General features: G+C 62.4%; 16 protein-coding genes. All 16 read right to left on the bottom strand.

The genetic code is table 11. From position 1 onward, the window contains the following. On the bottom strand, window positions 1-4,805 hold a 4,805-nt coding region (locus tag C8K58_RS31795; protein ID WP_146188259.1), incomplete at its 3' end, for a filamentous hemagglutinin N-terminal domain-containing protein. A 29-nt stretch (window positions 4,806-4,834) separates the two neighbouring features. Further along, window positions 4,835-6,556, bottom strand: coding sequence for a ShlB/FhaC/HecB family hemolysin secretion/activation protein (locus C8K58_RS31790; RefSeq protein WP_074848304.1), 1,722 nt, complete (start codon window positions 6,554-6,556; stop codon window positions 4,835-4,837). 422 nt (window positions 6,557-6,978) lie between these two features. Next, a complete protein-coding gene (pgaD, locus tag C8K58_RS31785; protein WP_108574897.1) occupies window positions 6,979-7,461 on the bottom strand; it encodes a poly-beta-1,6-N-acetyl-D-glucosamine biosynthesis protein PgaD in 483 nt (160 codons plus the stop codon). A 2-nt stretch (window positions 7,462-7,463) separates the two neighbouring features. Then, window positions 7,464-8,804, bottom strand: a complete 1,341-nt coding sequence (pgaC, locus tag C8K58_RS31780) for a poly-beta-1,6-N-acetyl-D-glucosamine synthase (RefSeq protein WP_027608081.1) — start codon at window positions 8,802-8,804, stop codon at window positions 7,464-7,466. A 2-nt stretch (window positions 8,805-8,806) separates the two neighbouring features. Further along, window positions 8,807-10,804 (bottom strand): poly-beta-1,6-N-acetyl-D-glucosamine N-deacetylase PgaB, encoded by a 1,998-nt coding sequence (gene pgaB / locus C8K58_RS31775; protein WP_108574896.1) that lies wholly within the window; start codon window positions 10,802-10,804, stop codon window positions 8,807-8,809. 12 nt (window positions 10,805-10,816) lie between these two features. Further along, window positions 10,817-13,297 carry a poly-beta-1,6 N-acetyl-D-glucosamine export porin PgaA gene (pgaA, locus tag C8K58_RS31770; protein ID WP_027608079.1) on the bottom strand — a complete coding sequence of 827 codons (2,481 nt, stop codon included), beginning with the start codon at window positions 13,295-13,297 and terminating at the stop codon, window positions 10,817-10,819. Between the two features lie 300 nt (window positions 13,298-13,597). Beyond that, on the bottom strand, window positions 13,598-15,094 hold the full coding sequence (locus C8K58_RS31765; protein ID WP_098480630.1) for a YdgA family protein: 1,497 nt from the start codon (window positions 15,092-15,094) through the stop codon (window positions 13,598-13,600). Between the two features lie 148 nt (window positions 15,095-15,242). After that, window positions 15,243-15,875 (bottom strand): hypothetical protein, encoded by a 633-nt coding sequence (locus tag C8K58_RS31760; RefSeq protein WP_027608077.1) that lies wholly within the window; start codon window positions 15,873-15,875, stop codon window positions 15,243-15,245. 81 nt (window positions 15,876-15,956) lie between these two features. Beyond that, entirely contained in the window at window positions 15,957-17,399 is a 1,443-nt protein-coding gene (locus C8K58_RS31755) for an efflux transporter outer membrane subunit (RefSeq protein ID WP_027608076.1), read from the bottom strand. Next, window positions 17,396-18,286 (bottom strand): efflux RND transporter periplasmic adaptor subunit, encoded by an 891-nt coding sequence (locus tag C8K58_RS31750; protein ID WP_027608075.1) that lies wholly within the window; start codon window positions 18,284-18,286, stop codon window positions 17,396-17,398. The genes C8K58_RS31755 and C8K58_RS31750 overlap by 4 nt, the downstream gene beginning before the upstream one ends. Further along, complete coding sequence (locus tag C8K58_RS31745) at window positions 18,283-18,492, bottom strand: DUF1656 domain-containing protein (protein ID WP_012721577.1); 210 nt, start codon at window positions 18,490-18,492, stop codon at window positions 18,283-18,285. Before C8K58_RS31745 ends, C8K58_RS31750 begins: the two co-directional genes overlap by 4 nt. Then, complete coding sequence (locus C8K58_RS31740) at window positions 18,489-20,567, bottom strand: FUSC family protein (RefSeq protein ID WP_092358613.1); 2,079 nt, start codon at window positions 20,565-20,567, stop codon at window positions 18,489-18,491. The genes C8K58_RS31745 and C8K58_RS31740 overlap by 4 nt, the downstream gene beginning before the upstream one ends. Beyond that, window positions 20,564-20,974: a MarR family winged helix-turn-helix transcriptional regulator gene (locus C8K58_RS31735; RefSeq protein WP_027608073.1), complete on the bottom strand. Its 411-nt coding sequence runs from the start codon at window positions 20,972-20,974 to the stop codon at window positions 20,564-20,566. The genes C8K58_RS31740 and C8K58_RS31735 overlap by 4 nt, the downstream gene beginning before the upstream one ends. Before the next feature lie 413 nt (window positions 20,975-21,387). Further along, window positions 21,388-21,804 (bottom strand): hypothetical protein, encoded by a 417-nt coding sequence (locus C8K58_RS31730; protein WP_027608072.1) that lies wholly within the window; start codon window positions 21,802-21,804, stop codon window positions 21,388-21,390. Between the two features lie 644 nt (window positions 21,805-22,448). Then, window positions 22,449-23,942 (bottom strand): Fic family protein, encoded by a 1,494-nt coding sequence (locus C8K58_RS31725; RefSeq protein WP_108574895.1) that lies wholly within the window; start codon window positions 23,940-23,942, stop codon window positions 22,449-22,451. Between the two features lie 100 nt (window positions 23,943-24,042). Continuing rightward, window positions 24,043-24,288 carry a DUF2789 domain-containing protein gene (locus C8K58_RS31720; protein WP_027608071.1) on the bottom strand — a complete coding sequence of 82 codons (246 nt, stop codon included), beginning with the start codon at window positions 24,286-24,288 and terminating at the stop codon, window positions 24,043-24,045. Window positions 24,289-24,308: the final 20 nt, after the last annotated feature.

The raw sequence follows: 24,308 nt of genomic DNA, 5'->3' as shown, positions 1-24,308 counted from the left end.
GTGGCGCCTTTTTCGGCAGTGACGGCACTGCCGGCCAGCAGCAGGTCTGCACCGGCGACGACGGTGCTGTTCGTCCCCGCGCTGACCAGGCTGCCGACGTTGTTCACGACGTCGGTTTCATCCAGGCGGAATTTTTTGCCCTGGGAGGTTTTCTTGGTCTTGCTGTAGAAGCTGTAGTCCTGGTCTTGCGCGGCTTTGAACTCGAGGTTTTTACCCGAGACCAGGTAAGCCTCGTTGTCGGCATTGACCTGGCTGGCGACCAGTTGCAGGTTCTGCCCGGCGCTCAGGGTGGCGTCGCCGCCGGCCTTGATCACGCTGGACACTTGCTGCACGTGGTCTTCGATGCTCTTGACCTTTTTCGTGTTGGTCGTGGAGTGTTGCTCATTGGCTGCCGCGATGGCGTTGAGGTCGCGGGTGGCAATCAGGTTGACGTCGCGTTTGGCATTGATCTGGCTGGCCACGGCGCTGATGTCGCGCCCGCCAATCACATGCAGGTCGCGGCCGGCCTCGACCACCGAGCCTTGCTGGGCGATGGTGGTGAAGCTGGAGCGGTTGCCGATGGCGCCGCTGTCGAGGCTTTTCGAGGCGGTGATGTTGACGTCACCCACGGCTTTGACCGTGGTGTCGGCACCGCTCTTGAGCACGCCGCCGACGTTGTTGATGTTGCCGCCAGCCTGCATGGCCAGATCGTTGGCCGATTCGATGCGCGCGGCGCTGTCGACGAAGTCGCTGCGTTCGGTGCGGTAGCTGCTGGCGCTTTCGTGGGTGGTGACGCTGCGTTCGTTGAGCAGGTCGGCGCCGGCGGCGAGGTTGACGTTGCCCGCGCTGATCACACCGCCTGCGCGGTTGGTCAGGTTGTTGCCGCTGAGCAGGTCGAGGCGACCACCGGCTTCCATCAACCCACTGTTGGTGAGGTTGCTGCCGACGTTCGCCAGCAGGTTGCCGGTGGCGCGCAAGGTGCCGGCGTTGTTGAGGTGGCTGCCGGTGATCAGGTTGACGTCGGTGCCGGAAATCAATGCACCGTTGGGTGCCAGGCGGTTATTGGCCTGGGCCAGGTACAGCACCGGCACCAGCACTTGTTGCCCGGCGACGGTGGCGTTTTCCAGCCACACGATGTCGTGGGTCAGGGCGGCGACTTGTTCGGCGGTGAGGCTTACGCCCACCGACAGGTTAAGCGCGGTTTTGCTGCCGATGGCGTTGTCCATCAGGTGCTTGAACAGGTCGGCGTCGCTGGTCTGGCCATCGATGAAGCGCTGGCCGGTGCGGGCGAGCACGGCTTGCTGGATCAGGCGTTGTTCATAGAAGCCATCGCCCAGGCGACGTTGCGCGGTGTCGGGGTCGTAGCCGAGCTTGGTCAGCATGTAGTCCGAGCTCATGAACTGGCGCATGTCGGTGAGCAGCGGGTTGGTTTCGATCAGGTACTTGTGTGGGTTGGCCGCGAACTGGCTGGTGGGCAGGCCTTTGGCGCCATCGCTGTCGTTGAGGTGGAACAGGCCGTTCTGGCCGGTGGGCAAGTCGAAGCCGGGCAGGCCCAGCGGGTTGACCTGCTGCTGGGCAACGTCCGGTGGCAGTTGCGCGTTGAGGCTGACCAGGGTCGAGTAGCCCGGCGCCTTGGTGTTGGCGCCGCTGCCGACGTAGGTGTAGCCACCTTGCACGACGCTGTTGTCGATGCCGGCCTGGGCCTTCACATCCACCGCGCCACCGGCCTGGATGACGGCGGCGTAGCTCTGGTCGGGCACCATCAGCTGGGTGGTCTTGCGCAGCTTGTCCTTCTCGCCCTCCATCTTGCCAATGAACGACGCCAGGCCGGCTTCGACGCCGGTCATGTCCTGGCCTGCCGAATAGCGTTGAGTGAAGGCCGCGGCTTCACGGTACCAGCCTCCGGGCTTGCGCTCGCGGGCTGAGGTAAAGACGCGGTCATACTGGGTATCGTGGGTCACGACGCCGACGTTAGTGAGTTGGTTGACGATGGCCGTGAGGTTGCCGCCGGCGGCGATGCTACTGCTGCTGTTGAGCAGCTCGCCGCCGGTGAGCAGCATGTTGCCGCCCGAGGTAATGCTGGACGCTGCCGTGGCATCGCTGACGATGAAGTGATCACGCTGGGTAATCTGGAACGGCCGGTTCTGCTTGCCGCCTTCACAGTCGCCACCGGTCACCCCGTCGATACAGGCGATGGGCGTGATGGAGGCGCTGTAGATGCCGGACTCGGTGGTGAGCACAGTACGGATGTTCTGGAGCGTGCTGGCCGCCAGGATCAGGTTGCGCTCACTCTCGATCGTCCCCGAGCTGTTGATGATGCTGGTGGCCAGGCCGCCCTGGCCGTCGCGGTCGACACGCAGGTTGCCCATGGCGTAGATCGCGGCGCCGAGGTTTTTCAGGCGGTCGACCTTGAGGTTCATGTCGCCGCCGCTGAAGATCAGGCCGTGGTCGTTGAGCAGGTTGTCCACCGAAAGATCCAGGCTGCCCTGGCTGGCGACGCTGCCGCCCACGGTCCAGTCCTTGCCGCTGCCGACCAGGGCGCGGGTGCCGAGCAGTTTGCCGGTGGCGGTCTGTTGCAGGTTATCGACGTTGACGGTCAGGCGCCCGGCCTGGATCGCGGTGCTGTTGGTCCAGTTGGCTTTATCGAGGATCAGGTCGCCATTGGTCACCAGGCTGCCGCCGACATCGTCGAGGCTGATGCCGCTGAGGTCGAGTGCACCCGTGCCCACGTGCAATACCTTGCCGCCGGTGTTCTGGAAGCGGGTGGCGGCGAGGCTCAATTGGTCGTTGGCGGTCTCGAGGCTACCGCTGTTGTTGAGCAGGCCGCCGATGGCGTAGCGGGTCTTGCCGGTGGTGCCGAGGGCGCGCATCTGGCCGCTGTTGGTGAGGCTGGCAGTGTCGACGTCGAGGGCGGTGGCGCTCTCGATCAGGCCACGGTTAACCAGGGCCCCGGCCAGGCTGACGTCGATCCGGTTGCCGGCGATCTCGCCGCCGTTATCCACATTCATACCGGTCAGGTGCACGCGATCCCGAGCAAACAGCGCGCCGCTGCCGTTATTGAAATCCGTGGCGTCGATCTGCGCATCACCGGCTTTGGCGGCGATGCGGCCACCGTCGTTGTCGAGGGTGCCGGCGGTGATGGTCACGCCGGACTTTTCACTGTGGATCAGGCCGTTGCCGCCGTTTTGCAGCAGGCCGCTGGTGGTCAGGGTCAGGCCATCGTTGGCGGCCAGGGTGCCGTTGTTGCGGTTGTCGATGCTGTTGGCGAACAGGGTCAGCAAACCTTGGCTGGCGAGCTTGCCTCCCTGGTTGTCAACGTGGGCGGCGCGCTGGATCAGCAACGGGCCGGCACTCGCCAGCTTGCCGTTGCGATTGATCAGGTCGCCGATCAGGTCCAGGGTGATTGCGCCGCCACCGGTGAGGCTGCCGGCGCTGTTGTCCAGGGTATCGCCGTGCAGGGTGAAGGCACCGGTGCTGTCGATGATGCCGCCCTGGCTGTTGTCCAGCAGGCCGCTGACGGTGAGGGTCTGCGTGCCGTCGCTGAGCAGGCGACCGTTGTTGCGGTTGTCGACGCTGGCGGCGGTGACGTTCAGTACCTGCCTGGCGTTCATGGTACCGCCCTGGTTGTCCAGGGTATTGGCGGTGGCGCCGAGCTCGCGATTGGCGATCACCGTGCCGGTATTGCTGATGTGCCGGGCCTCGAGCTTGACGTCGCCGACGGTGTTGCGCGTGTTATCGGCGTTGACCCCGGCCTCGACGATGCCGCTGTTGGTCAGTTGGCCGTTGCTGGTCAGTGTGATGCTGTCGCGGGCGGCGAGGGTCTTGCTGTTTTTCAGGGTGCCCTTGGTCTGTGCCTTGAGGGTGGTGCCCGCGTACACGGCGCCTTTGGTCTCCAGGCTCGCGGCCTTGATGTCCACCGCACCGCTGGCGGCGGCCTGGGCCATGCTCAGGTGGCCGTTGGCGTCGAGCTGAATATCGCCACCACTGGCAGCGAGCGTGCCGTCGAGCTTCACACCCACGCCGGCTTCGGTGCCCACCAGTTTGATCGCACCGGCATACATGCCGCCCAGGGCCGACGAGTCGATGGCCAGTTCCGGCTTGGTGCTGCCGTCGTCGGCGCGCGCGGTGGTTTTCAGGCTTTGGGCGTCGACGTCATTGCGTCCGGCAATCACGGTGAGCTGGCGCGCATTGATCTTGGCGTTGATCTTGGCCGAACGGGTAATGATCTCGAAGCGGTCGACGTTGCTGGCGTTCAAGCCCTGGCCGTCAATGGTCACCGCACCGCCGTCCACCTGGTAGCGGTCCAGGCGCCCGGCCTGGTCAAGAATCGGCTTGCCGGTGGTCAGGGTGACGTTGGGGGTATTGATAAAGCCGCAACCGTTACAGCTCACCCCATACGGGTTGGCCACGATGACCTTGGCGGACTGCCCCGCCACTTCGGTGTAGCCGCGCAACTGGCTGGGGCTGCCGCCGTTGACTTCGTTGAGGATGACATTCGCAGCGCCGCCCTTGAGGTTCGGGTTGCCGACGATGATCCCGCCCAGCTGCGTGCTCTGCACCATGCCCGTGGCGTTGTTGAGGATCACGCCGTTGGGACCGACGTTATAGTCCTTGAACTGGTTATGGGACAGCCCGCTGCCATTGGGCGTGGCGATGTTCACCACCGGCACGCCGTTGCCCGCCTGCCCGAGGGTAGTGCCGGGGCCGCTGACCACAATGCCCTCGGCCTGGGCCAGCAGCGGCTGCCAGAACAGCGCGTTGGCCAGGATCAGGGCCAGGCCGCGTTGGCTCAGGCTTTTCAGGGCAGTAACAGGGCGAACGTCCATATTCAAAATCTCAAGGCAGCGGTGTTGAATTACAGGAAGAAATCCAGGCGGAAATAGATCGGCGCTTCGCGTTCGGTCACGACGCCAGGCCTTTCCAGCGAATGGGCGAACGTCACGCTGGTGCTGACGTGCTTGCCGCGGGCAAACAGCTCCAGGGAGTTACTCGATACCCGGCCGTGCTGGTCATCGTTGTAGCGATCGTTGCGAATCACGCCCTGGTCGTAGCCGACACTGGCGCCGTACTCGGCGAAGGCCGGGCGCATCCAGTCGAGGGTCACCGGGCGCGCCCAACGCACTTCGTTGCGCCAGTAGCCGCCGCTGTCGCCGTTCAACTGCTGGTCCTTGAAACCCCGCACCGAGTACGAGCCGCCAAGACTCATGCGTTGCGGCGCGTACAGCACGTCTTCACTGCGCTGCCCGGTGGCCAGGCTGGAAAAACTCAATGACTCGCCCCACAGCGTGAACGGCTGCAGGTAGCTCAGGGTGGCGGTGTATTTGCGGTAGCGCGGCGTGGGCGTGAGGTTGCCGCGGATACGGGTCTGCTCATCCTTTTGCGCATCGAAGGCACCGATACCGTTTTGCATGCCCACATCAAGGTTGACGAACGCGCTGCCAATACGGCGCCCGTGGCTGATACCCACCTGGAATTCGCTGAGGCGGTTGCTGCTGACGCCCAGGCGTGTGTCGTTGATGTAGTTGTTGGTGCGCAAATGAGTGAGGCCGACATTGACCGACGTCTTGCTCACGTCATCGCGATGCACCACACGCTCGGCGCGCAGCTGGTGATTCTGGCTGTCGCCCCATTGCTTGTATTTGAAGTCATCGACGCTGCCCGGCGTGCGGTAATCGCTCTCACTGTAGGTGTAACTGAAGTTCCACCAGCCCCACGGCACGTTGTAGTAGAGCATGCTGTTTTTCGAGGTTTTCTGGTGGTCGCTGATGGCGTCGTGGCCGCCGCGCAGGATCAGTTGGTCGGCCAGGCCCAACGGGCTGTCCCATTCCAGGCCCGCGCCCCACTGCTGTTCCCCGGTGCTTTTCTGGCCATCGTTGTTGCGCGACAGGCTAGCGCGCCAGGGTTTTTGCGGCTGGTTTTTGACCAGCACTTCACTGCCGCCGATCTGGGTGCCGGGGGTCAGTTCCATTTGCGCCTGTTTGGACGGCAGGCGGCTCAGTTGATCCACCAGTTGCTCGACCTCACGCAGGTTGAGGGCCTCGCCGACCTTGCCGGGAAACGCCATGGCCAGCTCGCGGTCGGTGACCGTGCTGCCCTGGGCGCCCTTCAGGCCTTCGAGTTTGCCTTCGACCACCAGCACTTGCAGGTGGCCGCTGGAAAGGTCCTGTTGCGGCAGGTAGGCCCGGCTGGTGACGCGGCCCTTGGCAATGTAGTAATCGGTGATGACCTTGAGCAGTTCATTGAGCTGCGTAACGCCCAGGCATTGGCCGATATAGGGTTTGAGCAGGCGGTTACGGTCGGCAGCGGAAAGGCTGTCGGCGCCCTTGAGTTCGATGTCCTGGATGGGGAAGCAGCGGGTGTCAGCAGGCTGTGCCGGGGCCTGTGGCTGATTGCTCTTGCCGGGCAGGTCCTGGAGCTCTTCCAGGCGCCGACGCTGCTCTTCGAGAAGCCGGTTCTGGCGGTCGCGGATAAGGTCCTGATCCCCCGGCGTAGGGGCGGCCAAGGCACTGTTGCCGCTCAAATAAGCAAGCAGCAAAGTGCATAGCAAGTACCGAGTCCGTGGCAATAAAAAAGACATGTTCGGTCCGTCGAAAATCAGGGGCCGCGAAACTAACATCGAACTAGCAGTAACCCAAGAAACAGAGTCAGTTGCATGCCCGTGCTAGTTATTCACGCAACACATTGATTAATAACAATAAAAAATCATCAAAAAGATACACGGCCTGAAACTGGAAGTATTATTCCGACAGGCGGCAGCTGTTCTGATAGCGATTCGTCGGAGAACTTATAAGTTGCCATCACTTGGCCATCAAGTTCTTTCCGAGATAAGTTAGTACCGAAAAAAGCAGATAAGTTCGCGGGAGTTTTGTGAATTGGATCCCAATAATCGGGATCGGCAGGGTAAGAGTCCCGATAGGGAGGTGTCAGCCAAGCATTCATTAGCTGATCGACCGCAATCGGGGGCAAGCCCCCTCCCACATTGGATTGTGGTTTACACCACTAGCTGGCGTCTTTGTTCTGAGACGCGCCAGGCACGAGGGTCAAGCCTGGTTTTTCCACGTCGCGGGAGACGTGGGCTTTGACTTCCGACACGCCGCCGTCTTCGTCGTTGTGGATCACCAGTACGCCCGGGCGGCGCAGTTGCTCCAGGTCACCCTCGGCGAGGCTGAAGCTCTCGCTCAGGTTCTTGTCGGTGAGAGCCTTGGCTTCGGCGCGGCGCTGGGCGAACTTGCGCCCCTTGCGTTGCTGGTAGCGTGCCCAGGTGACCAGGATCACGGCGTTGAACAGTGCGATCCACAGGTAGATCTGCAAGGTATTGAGCGCCGCGAAAATCGGCGCCTCGATACGCGGGCCGCCGTGGGTTTCAAGCATCGAAGTGATCCCGCGCGCCAGCAGCCAGACCAGTCCGGCCCAGGCCATCAAGGTCAGGATCACGTCGATGATCCACATCACGGTACTTTGGCGAGTTCTGACCAGTTTCATGCTCACGCCTCCTCTTCAACAGGTTTGATACCGCGATCCGGGCTGACCCAGCGCGCGCGCTTCTGGTGCTGGTTGAACAGCACCTTGGGGAAACTGACCAGGGTGGTGAACAGGCTGACCAGCCAGAACACCATCGGGTACCACACGGTCCAGAACAGGGTTTTCCACAGGTCTTTCTCGTAGCGGCGGTCGATCAGGATGCTCACCGCGAATTGCACCAGGCACACCATCGCCAGCACCAGGCCGGTAAAGGCCGGCGGGACCAGGGAGTCCACCGTGATTGCCGGCGGCAGCACGATGAATTTGCCCAGGCCCCAGAAAATCACCGACAGCAGGAAGGTGAATGCCCAACCGGTGGACAGGCAGTATTCGAACAGCAGCGGCCACAGGTAGCGATGGCGCCATTGCCAGATGCCACGGATATTCTTGAACAGCACTTCGGCACCGCCCTGGGCCCAGCGCAGGCGCTGTTTCCACAGGCCACCGACGGTTTCGGGCATCAGGATCCAGCACAGCGCGCGCGGCTCGTAGAAGATGCTCCAGTGATCGAGCTGCAGCTTCCAACTGACATCGATGTCCTCGGTGATCATGTCGGTGCTCCAGTAGTCGATGCGGTCCAGCGCCTTTTTACGGAACGCCACCACCACACCCGACACCGTGAAGATCCGCCCGAACACGCGCTGGGTGCGCTTGATCAAGCCGATGATCGAGGAGAACTCGCCCACCTGCACGCGGCCGATCAAGGTCGAGCGTGTGCGGATGCGTGGGTTGCCGGTCACGGCGCCCAGGCGCGGGTTGTCGAGCATCGGCGCGACCATATAGGCCGCCGCGTTTTTATCCAGCAGCGCATCGCCGTCGATGCACACCAGGTATTCGCTGCGCGAGGCCACCGCCCCCATGCGCAAGGCCACGGCCTTGCCCTGGTTCTGCGCCAGGTGCAGCACCCGCAGGCGCGGATGTTCCAGCGCCAGGGCATCGAGGACGGCGGCGGTGTTGTCCTTGGAGCCGTCGTTGACCGCGATCACTTCGATGTTCGGGTACAGCTGGCCCAGCGCCGCATGAATGGTGTCGGCGGCGTTATCGCCCTCGTTGTAGCAAGGGATGATGATCGAGATCAGCGGGTTGCCGGCCAGGGTCGGTGCCGGAGTGTCTTCCTCCCAGGGCCAGTGGCGCTCCCAATGCAGCCAGAAGTACAAGCCACCGGCGATCCACAGCGCCGACATGAACAGCGGGTAGAAAAACACGAAGTCCATCAGGAACTGCCCGGTGACCAGGAAGATCAGGCCCAGGGGCACGCCTAATACCAGTGCCAGCACGAATAACGCCAGGATTCTGTCGAACATGGTCAAGGATTCCATTGGTTGGAAAGGGCCGGACGCACAGTCTTCAGGTCCGGGGAATTTTCCAGGAAGTTGTCCGGGTAGTAGCCAAAACTCGTGACACCCTGGCGCTTGAGCACACCCATCCATTCAGCCATCTGCACAGCGTCGATATCCGGCGCGGCCTTGGTGCGCCAGTCTTTGGCCTGCAGTTCGAATACGGTGCGTTCCATCGCGCCGGGACGCGCCTTGACCGTCGCCACCAGCTTCTCCAGCCAGGCATTGGAGGTCTTGTACTCCTGCCCTTCCATCAGCGGCATGGCCATCGGCGCGGTCCAGTCATAGGTCTGGAGGAAATCATCGAGGTTCTGGGCGAACCAGGCCTCGCTCGCCGGGTTGAGCATCGGCTCGGCGAAGATATTGCGCGCGGTCTGCACCTGCGGCCCACCGATGGCGTGGACCTTGGCGGTCAGCTCTTTGGTGAAGTCGATCAGGTAGCGGCTCTTGAAGCGCGTCCAGCGTTGCATCACGGCAGGGTCGGCGCGCAGGGCCTGGATGCTGCCCGGCAGGCCGTTGGCGGCATAGGCCTTGAGCGCGGCAGGGCTGGCGTCTTCGAAGTCCGAGAGCACTGCGTCGTCGTGGTACAGCACGCCGTCGATGGCATTGTTACGCGCCAGGTCTTCATAGATCTCGCCAATGATCCTGCGCACCTGCGGGTCGAACGGCGACAGGCGTTTGTATTGGTCAGGGTCGGTGCCGACCTGGCCGGTTTCCGGGTCCCAACGCGTCACGCGGGGCAGCTTGGGATCGAGGGCAAAACTCAACACCGGCATCCACGCATACACGGCGGCATGGGCACGGGTGTGCAACTGCCAGGAGACGCGGTTGAACAGGTCGGCGCGCACCGGCAAGTGACGGTTGGGGAAGTACAGTTCGTGCACCAGGCCATCACCCTTGGGGTCGGCGAAGGCTTGCAGGAACACCGTACCGGCGCCCATGTCCACCACGCGCTGCACCAGTTGGTCGAGGTTGCGCGCCTGCTGGGCCGGGTCCGGGTCGTAGACGTTGTCCAGGTCCACATGCAGCACCCGCAGCGGTGCCGGGGTTTGCACGGCGACGATGCTGTTGGCGAAATGCTCGCCGTCCGGGTCGGAGGCCACCAGGAAGCGGGGGCTGTTCATCAGGTCACTGGAGCTGTCGAGGCCGTCTTCCAGGGTCAGGGCCATCTGGTAGCCCTGCTCGCTGACGATCGCCAGCGAGGTGCCCTTGGCGGCGCCGTACGGCCACACCCATACCCGTGGTTTCTTGCCGGTCACGGTTTGGATCTTGTTGGAGATCGCCGAGACATCCGCCCACATCCGCGCCTGGAACTGGGCCTGGCTTTCATAGCGGCCCGTGGCCGGGTCATAGCGCAGCGAGGTCGCCGCCGGCTCGAGGTTGCCCTGGGGGTTGGCGAGGATCCCGGTGTGGCTGGCATCGGTGTGCGCGGCGATTTCCACCAGGCCGGACTGAGACACTTCGCGGATCTGCTGCCAGGTGAGGAACTCGCCGCGCGGCCGTGGCGAGCCGGCGAAGTCCACCGGTTTGTTCATCGGCGTGTCGATCCAGTAGCCCACCGGCGCCAGCAAGGCCGGCCAGCGATAGGCACGCAGGATCGGCATCACGCGGGTATAGAAGCTCGAATAGCCGTCATCGAAGCTGAGCATGATGGCTTTGGGCGGCAACGCGGGGCCGCCACGGCGGGCAGCCAGGATCTGGTCAACGCTGACCGCCTGGTAGCCGTTCTCCCGCAGCCAGGCCAACTGTTCGATCAATCGCTCGGTGCGTACCGCCACCACGGCCTGGTCGGGGTCACGGTCCGACACGTCATGGTAGGCAATGCCCAGGAAATGGTTTTTCGGCCACGCCGTTTCGTTGGCCGGTGTCGGCCGCTCGGCGGGTGGAGTGAAAGGCGCGGGTTGCTGGGCGCAGGCACTGGCCAGCAATACGCCCAGAACCAACAAGCAACGGCTGAGGAAGGTCATGGTCAGGCTCTTTTAGAAACGGTAAGTGAGGTCGACGAGCAGACGCAGATCGCGTTCGCGATCCCCGTCATAAGGTCGGCTGATCAGGCTCAGGTTGGCGCCGGCGTCCAGCACGTCATTCCAGCGAAAGCGTTGGCCGTAGCCCACCAGACCGATGCCACCGGTGGAATAATCCCGCTGGCTATAGGTACCCGCACCGACCTGGAACTGCTGACTCCACTGGGTCTCGTAGCGGTGATAGAGCACATGGTTGATGTTGAGGACGGGCAGCACGGTGAAATCCGACTTCGGGTTGAAGTACACCGTGTCTTCCTTGCTGTTGCGGCTGGCACCGACTTCCAGGCCCAGGTCCACTTGCACCTTCGGCGAGCTGTAGAGGCCTTCGCGGCCGCTGAGCAAGGCTTCGAAGCGGTCGTTGCCATCGCTGAAATGGGAGGGGCTGAGGGTCAGTTTCCATTCGCGGCTTTCGTTGGCGCGCCAGCGGATAAAGCCGCTGCCACCGTTGGCCGTGACGCCGTCATTCAACGCCCGCAGCGGCGTGGTGCTCAGGAGGTAGCCCAGGCTGCCGCCGTATTGCCAGTTGTCGTTGATGTCACGGGCAATCGACACCGCGGCGCCTTGTTTGGCGCCATCGCCGTAGGAGTGGTTGGACACCTCGGCTTCAATGGTCATGTCGCGGGTACGCCGCTCCACGCCCACCACCTGCCAGCGATGCTGGCCCGTGCCTTCGCTGAAGTCGGCCTTGGCGTACCCGGCGCCGGCGAATACACGCCAGTCTTCGTCGATGGGCGGCGTGTAGATCCGACTCTCAATGCCCCAGTCGCGGCTACCCGCGACGGCGCCCGCGTCACTGTCATTGCCGCCGCCAAAGCTTTTGCCGGTATACGCCTCGACACGCAGTTCGGCCATGTCATGCACGTCGCGCAGGCGGCTCAGGCGCTGCACCTGGCGATTGTCCGGGTTGCGGGCGAGCACATCGTCGGTGAGCACGTCGAGCTGGCGCCACTCCTGCAGGTCCATGGCGGTGTAGGCCTGGCTCACTTCCAGGCCCATATCCCGTGGGGCCTGGGCTTCGGTTTCCTTCAGGATGCCTTCGGCACGCCGTGGCAGGTCGCGGGCGCGGTACATGTCAGCCTGGGCCAGGCGCAGGCCGACGTTGCCCGGGGCTTTCGCCACCAGCGCTTCGAGGCCGGCTTCGCTGCCCGGCAGGTCGCCGCCGTAGACGCCGGCCTGGGCCGACAGTTGCTGGGCGTCCATCCACGCGTCGTTGGGGTTGCCGATGGGCAAGCCCTTGAGCTCGACCCGCGGGTTCTGGCTGTTGGCGAGGCCCTTGGCGACCTCGTTGGCGTCCTCGGCTTTATCGCTTTCCTGCAAGGCGTAGAACAGCGCAGTGGTGTCTTCGACCCGATCATCGGGCTCGGCGTCGGTGGCGCTCAGGGCCTGGCGATACAGCGGCTCGGCTTTTTCCGGCTGGCGCTGGTCCAGGTAGGCCGCGGCCACCCAACGCACGGCGTAGGTCGGCAGTTGCACGCCTTCGGCCTTAAGCGTCTCGTATTCGCGGATCACCTCGGCGGTACGCGCCCGCGCCTTGAGTGCACCGAGACGGTCGATGCGCCAGCGCACCACATCGTCATGGGCGCTGGCGTCCGGGGTCCAACGGGCGAGCAGTTTGTCGTAATCCGCCAGGGCGCGGTCGGCAATCACGTAGCGTTCTTTTTCGCTGCGTGTGGCGAACTCGGCCATGCGCACACGCTCGGCAGCGAGATCGCCTTCCAGGCGGCGCTGGGTCACCGGGTCCAGCAGGCCAGGACGCTGGGCCGACAGGCGCAACGCGGCTTCCGGCAGGCGGGCCTTTTGCAGGGCGACGATGTATTCGCGGGCGACGTCAGGCTTGTCGCCGGCGCGGATAAACGCCTGGTCGAACTCGAACAGCGCGTCGTAGTTCAAGCCTGCGCGGGTCAGTGCATAGCCCAGGGCCATGCGGCGGTTGGGGTCATCGGGCTTGGCGGCGACCAATGCGCGGGTACGTTGTACCGCTTCGTCCGCCTTGCCGCCGTCGGCCTGGGTCAGGGCCAGGCCCAGTTGCAGGTCGACGTTATTCGGTTCACGCAGCAACGCCTGGCGATAGACCGCCTCGGCCTGGGCCCATTGCTTCTGGTTGCGATAGGTCCGCGCGACAGTGGCGAGCGCCTGGGTGCTGAGGTTGCGATGTTTACCCTGGGCCTCGTACACCTTCAGCACTTCGGCGTCCTGGCCGGCCCAACCGGCGATCACCACATGATCGCTGACCTGGCCTGGCGTCTGGCGCTCGGCGGACAGTTGGCGCAATTGAGTCAGGGCGGGGGTGAAGTTGCCGTTGCGCGCCTGAATGATCAGCGCGTCATAGGCCGGATCGGCCATGGCGAAGGCGGGGATCAGTAATTGGCTGCATAAGGCGGCCCCGACGAGCAGTCGCAACCGGCCTGATGCACTGAGTGGTAGGTTTCGCAACATATCGTGAGCTTCCTTACACACGGAAAGCTGTAACGATAGGTGGTCCTGAGCGAATTGCCGCAGGGTGCCGGCGTCCAATGACCCGGCCTAGCTTTCCTGTGTGAACTATCTCTCAGGAAAGTAGGAAAAAGACCAATCCGGAACAATTGTTCAGAATTGCGCGGCCCGCCTGAAATGTGAATGCGGGAGCGGACTTGCCTGCGATAACGGGGTGCCGGCCGACAGGTGCGTCGACTGTTTGACCCTTATCGCGGGCACTCCCGCTCCCACATTATTTATTTCCGGGCGATGGCGAACGCTTTACTGGCCGCCGCTGACCGCGCCGAACTTGGCCATCACAAACCCAATGAACTGCTCGACGGTCATCTTCTGGCCGTTGAAGGTCACTTCATTGTTGGCGTAGTGCAACTTGGACACCACATCGCTGCCGACCAGGGTCGCCAACTGAGTACCGACCGCCATGCCGCTGACCATCTCGGCGGCCATCTGGGACTGCTGCTCGATGGCTTTCGGATCGGTCACGCCACCGAGTTGCGCCTGCAGGGCAGCCACGTCACCGATCATCGGCTTGGACAGGGTCAGGTTGGCATCCAGCAATGCAATCATCTGCTTGCCCAGCTCAACCGGCGGCAACTCCATGGAGGCCGGCTTGGCCAGGTCCACCAGCAGGTTGAACTTGCTTTCGCCATGGGTGGTTTTCAGCGACAGGTTTTCCACGGCGATCTGCGGCTTGGCGGCCAATACCTGGTTGACGTTGGCTTCGGCCAGGGCCTGCTCGGCTTCGGTCAGTTGCAGCTCAGGCGTGGGCTGGCCCGCTGCGGCAGCGGCTTGCACCGGCTGCATCTTGTCCTGGTACAGCTTGGTCAACACCAGCATGGCCGGGATGTCGACGTTCTTCATGCTCAGGGCCATGGCCGCCGAACCCACGGGTTTGCCCTGGTAACCGATCTCGTCGATCTTGTAGTCGACACGGCCGGCCAGGTTGTTGTCCTTGGTTTCGCTGGAGTCTTTCTGCTCGAAGCCTTTGACCGTCAGCACGGCTTTCTGCGGGCCGAAGGTGAACGTGCTGTCGGTCAGCTCAACGGTGTTTTGCCCGGTGTAGAAGCCAAAGGTGGATTTTTCCAGGTTGCTGGCGATGGTCAGGCCAGACAATTGAGCTTCGAAGTGTTCGCCCTTGCCATCTAGCCCGGCGATCTTGAAGCTGTTCATGAAGCCGTCAGCCTTGACCTTCTGGCCTTCTGCGGTGCTGTCGAAATTCAGGTTGGCGCCAGAGAAGCTCGCCGAAGCTGCGGCGTCCTTGAACTCCAGGGGCAGCAATTCGATGTTGCCGTTGACCGAGCGGCTGTAGCCGATATTGGCCACGCCCTTGAGCGGCGACACGTCTTTGGCGGCGGCGAACCACTTCTCGGTGGTGGGGTTCTTTTCCAGTTCGTAGTGACTGGTGGCCATGACCGGCAGCCATTTGAGCGTCACCAGGCGCGAGAACGGCAGCGGGCCGTGTTCGATATGGTCGACGAACAGCAGTTCCGGATTAGGGTTTTCTTCGCCGAACACCGAGCCTTGGCCCTTCAGGCGGTAGTGCGCGGTGCTGCTGAACACGCCACGCTCCAGGGACACCAGCTCCAGGGCCACGGTGCCGTCGACGCCGGCCATGGAGGTCTGCAGTTCCTTGTTGGCGTTCTGGATCGCGGTTTGCAGCACCGGTTCCAGTTGTTTACCGGTGTACCAGGCGCCGCCTGCACTGACGACGCCTACGGCGACAACTAAACCCAAAAGAACGACTGCTGGCTTATTCATGAAGTGACCTGATCAAATCCTGTGAGAAGTGGGCTGTCTTCCTTGAACCCCGAAAGGGTTGGCTCAAGCCCGCCGAAAACGGGGGAAGATTAGCACTGGCGGCCGCAAACGGCCCAGCTTTCTCAGAGGGGTCAGGCGTGCAGTTGGTTCACGAATACTCCAACTCGATCTCGTCGAGCTGGTGGTCAAAACTCTTCAGGCGCGCCGTCCAGGTGTACACCAGCACCTCAAACTCGCGGTGTATCACCGCATTGCCGGGGGTGTCGGACTTGGGGTCGCAGAAGTCCAGCTGGTAGCGCTCCCGGGCCATCTGCGTGGCGACGTCGGACAATTCCCGCGCGTTATTCAGCCAATGCCGGCCATCGGCGACCTGCCGATCGAGGGCCACGCACTGTTTTTTCAGGACTTCGAGGCTTTTTTCCAGGGGCGTGCCGGTAAGGTCGCCCATGACTTCCTGGAAGGTGCGCCCCGGCTGCCAATAGCTGCCCCAGAAATAGCGGTCGAACACGGTTTCGACCCGACGCAGAGCGACCTTGGTGTCCCAGATCGCGACGCGGGTCTTGCCTTGTTCGAGGAGTTTTTTCTTCACGCGCTGGTTCTGGTAGGACGCCCAGGCCACCACGCCGATGGACAGGGAGCCGATCACCAGGCAGGCGCTGTCGAGAAACACCATGGCCTTGTCGAGTTGATGGGCGAGCATGACGCCGTAGAAATACGCGGCCGATAACAACACCAGTGCGAAGAGCACGCACCAGAAAGCGGGAGCATAAGGGTTTTTCATTATTGGAATCCCCATGAGCAAACGCGAGCAGTGTCAGGCGAGTCGTCACGGCGACCCGCCTGTCCAAGCATAGCTATTCGCTCAGGGTTTGCCGGGCTGTGACGCTTGCGTTCGTCCGCTTTCCCAGCCGCCGCCCAGGGCCAGGAACAGATCGATCTGGCTCATGGCAACCTGGGTATTGGCCGCCGCCAGTTGCGCGCGCATCGCGGTGTAGGTGCGGGTGGCTTGCAGGTCGGCGAGGAACGATTCGCGGCCGGCCTGGAAGAAGCGGTGGGTCTGGTCCGCCGCCTCTTGGGCCGAGCGCTCGGCGTCCGCCAGCGCCTCGCGTCGTTGCAGCACGGCGGTGTATTGCGCCAGGCCGGTCTGGGTTTCGCGGATGGCGTTGAGGACCACCCCGTCGAAATGCGCCAGGGCGCCCTGAGTCGCGGCTTCGGCCTCGTGGATGCGCGCACGGGCGCCGTTGGTCGGCACCGTCCAACTGATCATCGGGCCGAAGCCCCAGCGGTTGGTCGCCGGCTGGCCGAGGTTGTCGAGCAGGCCCACGGTGCCCACCGTGGCGCCGATGGCGATGTCCGGGTACAAGGCGCCGGTGGCCACGCCGATACGCGCGGTGGCGGCGGCCAGTTGGCGCTCGGCCTGGCGCACGTCGGGGCGACGTTTCAGCAGCGCCGCACCATCGCCCACCGGCAACAGCTGGGCGATGTGCGGCAGCTCGGCGCAGGTGCCGGTGCCCGCCGGCAGTTGGTCCACGGGCTTGGCCAGCAGCATCGACAGGCGGAACAGCCCGGCCTGGCGCGCCGCTTCATAGCGCGGCATGTCGGCGCGCAGGGATTTGTATTGGGTTTGCGAGCGGGTGACCTGGGTTTCATCGCCACGGCCCGCGTCACGCAGGCGTTGGGTCAGTTTGGTGCTCTGGGCTTGCAGGTCGAGGGATTCGTTGGCAATCGCCAGTTCTTCGTTGGCCGCGCACACCTGGGTGTAGGAGCGCACCACATCGGCCACCAGGGTGATGCGCGCGATATCGGCGGCGGCCTGGGCCGCATCGGCGCTGGCCTGGGCGCTTTCGATGCCGCGCTGCAAGGTGCCGAACAGGTCGAATTGGTACGAGGTGGTAATGCCGATGCTGCCGATGTTATCCACCGGCACTTTGTCCGCCTGCAAAAACGCTTCGCCGGATTCCTGCAGGCGCTGCACCTCGGCCTTGGCGCCGGCACTCCAGCCGCCGGCGGATTCAGCCTGTTGGGTCTGATAACGGGCGCGCTGCAGGTTGGCTGCGGCTACGCGCAGGTCGGTGTTGGAGGCCATGGCCTGGCGTACCAGCTCGTCCAGGCGCGGGTCTTTGTACAGCTTCCACCAGTCGGCCGGCACCGGCGCCGACACCACGTCGCTGCCCTTGCCCGCCAGTTGCCCTTGCAGGTCAGCGCGGTTGACGGCAGACGTTTGCGGCAACTGGTAATCCGGCCCCACCACTTGGCAGGCCGACAGTAACAACCCCAGCGCAGCGGTTGCCCACAGCGGCTTCATGGCTTGGCTCCGTCATTGGGTTTGTCGCCAATGATCGACACCGTGGCGGTGCGCCCGGCGATCATGCGGAAGTCCGCCGGGACATCGTCAAAGGCAATACGCACCGGAATCCGCTGGGCCAGGCGCACCCAGCTGAACGCCGGGTTGACGTTGGGCAGCAGGTTCGAGCCGCTGCTGCGGTCGCGGTCTTCGATACCGGCGACGATGCTCTGCACATGCCCGTGCAGGCGGGCGTTGTCGCCGATCACACGGATGTCGACGCCCATGCCGACGTGGATGCCGTCGAGCTTGGTCTCTTCGAAGTAGCCGTCGATATGGAAGGAATTGCTGTCCACCACCGACAGCACCGGCCGCCCGGCGGTGACGAACTCCTGGGTACGCGGTGCGCGGTCGTTGACGTAGCCGTCCACCGGGCTGCGGATTACCGAGCGGTCGAGGTTGAGTTGGGCCGAGTCCACCGTCACTTGCGCTTCGGCCAGGGCCGATTGGGCGCGGGCAACACGGGACTGGCTTTCTTCCAGCTGCTCGCTGGGCACCAGGTTGCCGAGGCCACGGTTACGCTTGTACTCGCGACTTGCCTGGGCCAGGGTTTCCTGGCGGTCGGCCACGGCGGCCTGGGCTTGGCGCAGGGCCAGCTTGAAGCGGTCCTGGTCGACGGCAAACAGTACCTGGCCCTTGGTCACCAGCTGGTTGTCGTGCACATCGACGCGCTGGATCAGCCCGGACACGTCCGGCGCGATCTGCACGATGTCGGCACGGATGTGACCGTCACGGGTCCAGGGCGCAAACATGTAGTACATGACCATGCGCCACACAACGACGACCGCGAAGCTCACGATCAACAACGTCAGGACTACACGGCCGATGGTCAAAAAAGGTTTTTTCATGTCATCAGGTATCGACTGAGTGAGTCCACCGCGCCCAGCAACAGCGCGTAGAGCCCCACATTGAACAATGCCCGGTGCCAGACCAGGCGATAGAAGTGGACGCGGGTCAACAGCCCGTGCACCACCAGGAATAACACGTACGTAATGCCCATCAGCACCAGCAGCGTGGGCAGGAACACCCCGCTGATATCCAGATCACCGATCATAAAGGCGCTCCATCGGGTAGCGGCGCTTCCATCTCCGTGCCGCCAATGAATTCCACACCCGGCAGCAGTGCCAGGCGCAGGCCGGCCAGCGCGTGCAGCAGGTGCAGGCGGGTGTCGTCTTCGTCTTGCAGGCCCTGGCCATTGAGGGCGCGGCGTGTGCGGTCGAGGGTCATCAGCAGACCGCTGGGCGCAGGCAAGCGTTCACCCGCCTTGAGGCAGGCCTTGAAGTAACCGCCCACGCCTTCCACCACCTGGTTGAGCAGCACCCGCGGCACGCCGAGGATGCGCGGCGAATAGGCCAGCAGGTCGAGCAGGTTGAGCGCCACGCGCAGGTCGCGCAGGGCGATGCCGGTGTCCTGGCCGATCATCGCCAGGCGCGGCAGGTGTTGCATCAGGCGGTCGAGCATTTGTGCGGCGAGGTGCCGGTGTTCGTTCAAGGTGGCGGGCTCGGTCAGGCCGACGATGTCGCGCCAGCTGAAACGGGTCAGGCGCTTGGCCGCCAGTTCGGCGCCGAAGGGCCGGGCGATCAACGTCCACACAAAGGCGAACAGCAGGCCCACCGGCCCGGCCAGGTTGACGTTGGCGAAGTTGAGGAAGTCCGCGTCGTAGGCACCCTGGATGCTGATGAACGACGAGGTGTTCACCAGCGTCAGCAGCATGCCCAGGTAAAAACGCGGCTGCACGGTCAGCGTGCCGATGCAGATGAACGGCACCGCGAACGCCAGTACCAGCATCGGGAAATCGTGCAGGTTGGGCAGGACCAGGAACAGGTAGAGGCTGGCGAACAGCACCGACATGGCGGTCCAGAAAAAGAACCGATAGATCTGCGGCGCCGGGTCGTCCATAGAAGCGAAAAAGCTGCAGGCCACGGCTGCCAGGATCACCGCGCTGCCGCCATCGGTCCAGCCCAGCAGGATCCACAGCACCGACGCGACGATGATCGCGGTGACGGTGGAAAACGCCGAATAGAGCATCAGGCCATGGTCGAGGAACGGTGTGAGCCGGCCCAGGCGCCAGTGACGGTACACGGCACGCCAGGTGTCCTGGCTTTCGCACTGGATGGCGGCTTGCAGGCTGCGGCAGTCCTGCCACAGGTCGATCCACTCGCCCAGGCGGTAGAGGGCGTTGGAGAACAACAGCGTGGGGCGCTCGTCCAGGGCTTCGCCTTGGGGTTGCAGGGCGTCGACCTGGTCACGCAGAGCGCGCCAGCGTTCCAGCGGTGCGCTTTCGGTGGTGTTTTCCAGCCACTGCCGGGTAGCTTCCAGCAGCGGCGTCAGTTGCTCGAGAAACTGCGGCGCACGCTGTTCGACGGCATACAGCGCATCGTCGAGTTCCTCCACCAACGGCAGCAGGTGGATCATGCGCCCGCGCAATTCCTTGGTATTGCGCACCGTCTGCGGCCGCGCGCCTTCGTGGGGCAACTGGCCGATCATCAATTCAAGGGTATTGAAGGTGGCGACCATGCCGCCGCGCAGGGCGCTGACTTCTTCCGGTTGCGCATTGCGAGAAAGAAAACGCTGGCTGTAGACCTGGGCGTCGCCAAACCACTTGGCCACCGCGCCATCGAACACCGGCATCAGCCGCCGTGGCCAGAACATCGCGCCCACCACCGCCGCGACCGCAATGCCGAGGAAGATTTCCTCGGTCCGCGCCTCGGCCACATCCCACACCGCCAGCGGGTTATCCACCACCGGCAGGGCGATCAGCGGCAAGGTGTAGCCGGCGAGCATCAAGGCGTAGTTGTTGGCGGTGCGCAGGTGCATGGAGAGGAACAGCAAGGTGCCCGTCCACAGTGCGATCACCACCACCAGGATGTACGGCGATTGCACGAACATCGGCACAAAAAACACCGCCGCCGCCGCCCCCATCAAGGTGCCGATGGCGCGGTACAGGGCCTTGGAACTGGTAGGGCCGACAAACGGGCTGGAGACGATATACACCGTGGCCATCGCCCAGTACGGACGCGGCATTTGCATCAGCATGGCGATATACAACGCGATCATCGACGCGGCGAAGGTACGAACCCCATAGAACCAGTCACGGGCGGGCGGAAAACCGGTAAAAAATCCGTTCAAAGCGTCGCCGCCTCAAAGGCCCGCAGTACGCGCAGTGCGGCTTCCATGTCGGCGGTCGGAAGGTCCGCCAGCACTTCGCGGCGCAGGCGCACCAATTGCACCTCCACCGCCTGCACCAACTCGCGACCACGCTCGGTGAGGCTCAGGGCCTTGGCGCGGCGGTCGTGGACGTCTTCGGTACGGCACACATAGCCGTCATGGCACAGCCGGTCGAGCAGACGCACCAGGGACGGGCTTTCCATCCCGGAGGCCTGGGCCACTTTGACCTGGTGCACCCCGTCGCCCAGGCGGCCGATCATCAACAGCGGCACGGCGCAGGCTTCGGAGATGCCATAGCTGACCAGCGTGCTCTGGCAGATTTTGCGCCAGTTACGGGCGCCCACCACCATGCTGCTGCTGAGGTTCATCTGGAGTTGTTCGAGGGATTGAGGCACTGGATAGTTCGCATACAGTTAGTTTGCTAACTATCAATATGGCCGAGGGATCGAATTGCGTCAAGTTTTGAAACAATTTAGCGGATGGGTGGAGCGATTCAGTGGCAACGCCGCAGGCCGAATGTGGGAGGGGGCTGGCCCCCGATAGCGGAGTGTCAGTGAACAGATTCGTTAGATGATCCACCGCCATCGGGGGCAAGCCCCCTCCCACATTTGGATCGGTGTCGGCTTCAGGATTGCTGTGCGGCCTCGCCATCCAGGTGGCGCTTGTTTTGGCCCATCACCTCGCGAAGGGGGATCCGTGTGGCCGTGACCAAGGGGATGGTTGGGTCTGTGCAACCGGCTTATTGCCCGCTCAGCCTCCTAAGCGGCCCTGCTGGAAAACGTCAGCACCTTTTGCTCCACCGCCAGACGCTCCAGATTTTCACTGCCTCGGACGCAACGACTAACGCAGCCATTAACACCAAGTTGTAGTTAGGAAAAAACTGAGCACCTACCAGCAACAGCGAAACAGAAGGCACAATAAAAGCCAATCGCAAGGGTGTTTGAAGGTAAGTAACCCACCTCACCTGTTCACGTCCAAGAAAGAACAGTAAGCACGAGATTACGATGGAAGCTTGCAGCAGCATGGCAAAGCCGAACATGTATAACTGCACAACACTATGATCACGCAGCACCCATAAAGCACTTTCAAAATCGCTTAAATAAGGAATCCTTCCCTCTATTGCGCTGGCCACTGCATACCGAATCAGATAAAGGGCATCCATGACTCCCCAAAACCAAAAAACATGCTTGCGCGTCATCTTCCTGCTTCCTTGTACTCATAGGCCACATCCGGTGTTACAGGCTGCCAATGCCATGACTTACCACCCACCTGCCAGCTGTCATCGCCCTCCAGATAACGTTGTTTTATATACCGCAGCTCTCCATATCGACGCTCAACTGATCGGTGAGTAAATTGATCATCTCGACTATCAAGCCTTACCCACCGTTGAGTCATAACGCTAGTGGTGTTCGCGAGATCTTTCCCATCCGAGAGAAATACCCTTCTCCCATTTGCCAGGCCCAACATACAGTCGGCGTCCCATTAGATGTCCATATTTGACGCGACATTCGCGACTTAAAGGGAGAAAGGGATAGTCCATCACAAACAACCAATCACCGGCTGCCAGTTTATCCAAGACCCGCCGTTGGTCTTTTTCAGCGGAGCAGCAAACGGGAGAAAGACCGCACTCACTGAGCAGTTCACTCAACCCGGGCAACGCATACGGGGCACGAAAAAACTCTCGGACTTTTAGTCTTGCAAAATAGGGACTCTCGATCTTTGTGAGTTCATAGCTTTCAATTTCGCTGCGTGGGACCAAGCGTTTCATGTTGTGTCCAGAGCAGGGAGTTAGCGCCTGTTAATAGCGAGCGCCTCCCACCGGCCACTACCGTCCACTTCCGTTTAGTCGATAGGAAATTTCCCAGTGTCGCGCAGAGCATGCCCCACCTCCTCCTCAATAAACTCAAACACCTCCTCCGATACGCTGTACTGAAACTGCTTGCGTCGGTGCTTGGAAACCTTGCCCTCGTTATCCAGGCACATCATCACCAGCTTTGATAGATCACTGCCGCGCACATCAAAGCGCTGGTTCACGGCCTTGATCACGCGGTCGTAGCGGTCGAGAAATTCGGTTTCTTCGCGCAGTTCCACTTCCAACGCGCGGCGGGCCATTTGCAGGGTGAATTCGACGCAGTGGGTGGCGTCCCAGTAGCGGTAGATCGAGGGGTGGCCGATGAAGTCGAAGGCCATTTGATCGCCGTCCAGCCACGTGACGTTCCAGAATTCCCGCGTCGGCTGGGAAAAGGCTTTGAGAGCGGCCAGATAAGCTTGCTCTTCGTGCTTCATTGCGACGGACACCGGTAGCAGCAGGCCGTTTTCCAGTGCACCGTAATGGCAGAGCGTCTGATGGATCAGGAAGCGCGACAATCGCCCGTTGCCGTCCATAAACGGGTGCAGGAATACGAAGCCGAAGGCAGTGACTGCCGCCGCTACCAGGGGGTCGACTTCACGTACTGGCTGATTGGCGAAGGCCATCAGCTCTTCCATCAGTTCCTGGCAAAGTTCAGGGGCTGGAGGAACATAGCTGACGCCCGCCGCGCCGCGCAGGCCGTTGTGCAGATGATTCTGCTCATGGCGAAACGCGACAGCTTTGTCGAAGGGGTTGGAGACGGTGCTGTTCTGCAGATCTACCAGGTAGTCCTCGGTCAGCAAGCGGCCTTCGTGGGCCTGGCGTAACAGTTGAACGAAGCGGCGGGATTTTTCTTCGCTGGGTTGTTCTTTTTCGATGGCAAACGAATCACGGGTTTCGTGGAGGTAGGCCCACTGGATGGCACGGTCCATCATTTCGGGTGGGAGGGTGGCCATGAAGGATTTGGCGCGGGCCAGCACATTGAGCGCCAACAACGCGTCCAGCTCAGGCGTTCGCTCCACGGTGGCGCAGTAATGCAAAGAACCCAAGCCGTTGAAATCCACGCGCCAGCGGCTGTTGCGGATGCTGGGTCCGGTTACGTAGCGCTCGGGATCGAATAAGGCAACGACGCGGCCTCGAACGGGCGTTGAATAATCCAGGGCCTGCCCGGTAAATCCCTCCCATAGAAAACAAGCTTTGCGAATGAACGCACCATTGGGCGAATCCGCCAAGGCAACCAAAAACGGCTCAGGACCAAGCCGTTCAAAAGCCTGGGCGAGCACGGCCAGGTTCACGCCTTCATGCTTGAGAGCAAATAGCACATGCTCAAATAACGCAGCATGCGCGGGCGCCACAGCGGCCGGCACAGCCAGACAAGTGCCGATTCGAGTGATTCTGGTCACGGGTTTAATCATCGCAACACGGGAGGGCGCAATAATCTTTAGGTCCAGGACTTCACATAGATGGGCATATCCGACTGTTGCCAAGGTGAATCCCCCAAGAAAAAATAACCCAGGCGATTAAAGCCCAGATTTTTTTACTGCTCACCTTTTTTTTTTACAAAAACACAATTTTCAAAAGATTTTTTTACACCCCTCGCCCACCCCGCAACATCAGATTCAACTCATCCACCACCTCCGCCCAATCCGCATCGTCCAAGATTTCCTCACGCAAAAATGCTTTCTGGCTGTCTGTCCAGAAAAACGCCTCAGCCAACTTCAAATCCGGCTTGAGTGGCGAGTGGGCGGTCACAAACTGATCAATACCGACCGGGTCATCCGGCAGCCCAAGCTGTTTGAACAGTGACGGCAAGCTGTGCACGGGCGATTCCATGACGGGCTCCTGAAAAAAGG

Source organism: Pseudomonas sp. GV047, assembly GCF_003058245.1.
Classification (GTDB): Bacteria; Pseudomonadota; Gammaproteobacteria; order Pseudomonadales; family Pseudomonadaceae; genus Aquipseudomonas; species Aquipseudomonas marginalis.
The sequence above is the reverse complement of the archived record's forward strand: the minus strand, read 5'-3'. Positions and strand labels throughout refer to the sequence as shown.

What these genes read in the sequence shown, in the direction of transcription:
- C8K58_RS31720 (WP_027608071.1), bottom strand. Translation starts at nt 24,288, where the DNA reads ATGGAATCGCCCGTGCACAGCTTGCCGTCACTGTTCAAACAGCTTGGG.
- C8K58_RS31790 (WP_074848304.1), bottom strand. Translation starts at nt 6,556, where the DNA reads ATGTCTTTTTTATTGCCACGGACTCGGTACTTGCTATGCACTTTGCTG.
- C8K58_RS31765 (WP_098480630.1), bottom strand. Translation starts at nt 15,094, where the DNA reads ATGAATAAGCCAGCAGTCGTTCTTTTGGGTTTAGTTGTCGCCGTAGGC.
- C8K58_RS31755 (WP_027608076.1), bottom strand. Translation starts at nt 17,399, where the DNA reads ATGAAGCCGCTGTGGGCAACCGCTGCGCTGGGGTTGTTACTGTCGGCC.
- C8K58_RS31745 (WP_012721577.1), bottom strand. Translation starts at nt 18,492, where the DNA reads ATGATCGGTGATCTGGATATCAGCGGGGTGTTCCTGCCCACGCTGCTG.
- C8K58_RS31730 (WP_027608072.1), bottom strand. Translation starts at nt 21,804, where the DNA reads ATGACGCGCAAGCATGTTTTTTGGTTTTGGGGAGTCATGGATGCCCTT.
- pgaA (WP_027608079.1), bottom strand. Translation starts at nt 13,297, where the DNA reads ATGTTGCGAAACCTACCACTCAGTGCATCAGGCCGGTTGCGACTGCTC.
- C8K58_RS31760 (WP_027608077.1), bottom strand. Translation starts at nt 15,875, where the DNA reads ATGAAAAACCCTTATGCTCCCGCTTTCTGGTGCGTGCTCTTCGCACTG.
- pgaD (WP_108574897.1), bottom strand. Translation starts at nt 7,461, where the DNA reads ATGAAACTGGTCAGAACTCGCCAAAGTACCGTGATGTGGATCATCGAC.
- C8K58_RS31750 (WP_027608075.1), bottom strand. Translation starts at nt 18,286, where the DNA reads ATGAAAAAACCTTTTTTGACCATCGGCCGTGTAGTCCTGACGTTGTTG.
- pgaB (WP_108574896.1), bottom strand. Translation starts at nt 10,804, where the DNA reads ATGACCTTCCTCAGCCGTTGCTTGTTGGTTCTGGGCGTATTGCTGGCC.
- C8K58_RS31735 (WP_027608073.1), bottom strand. Translation starts at nt 20,974, where the DNA reads ATGAACCTCAGCAGCAGCATGGTGGTGGGCGCCCGTAACTGGCGCAAA.
- pgaC (WP_027608081.1), bottom strand. Translation starts at nt 8,804, where the DNA reads ATGTTCGACAGAATCCTGGCGTTATTCGTGCTGGCACTGGTATTAGGC.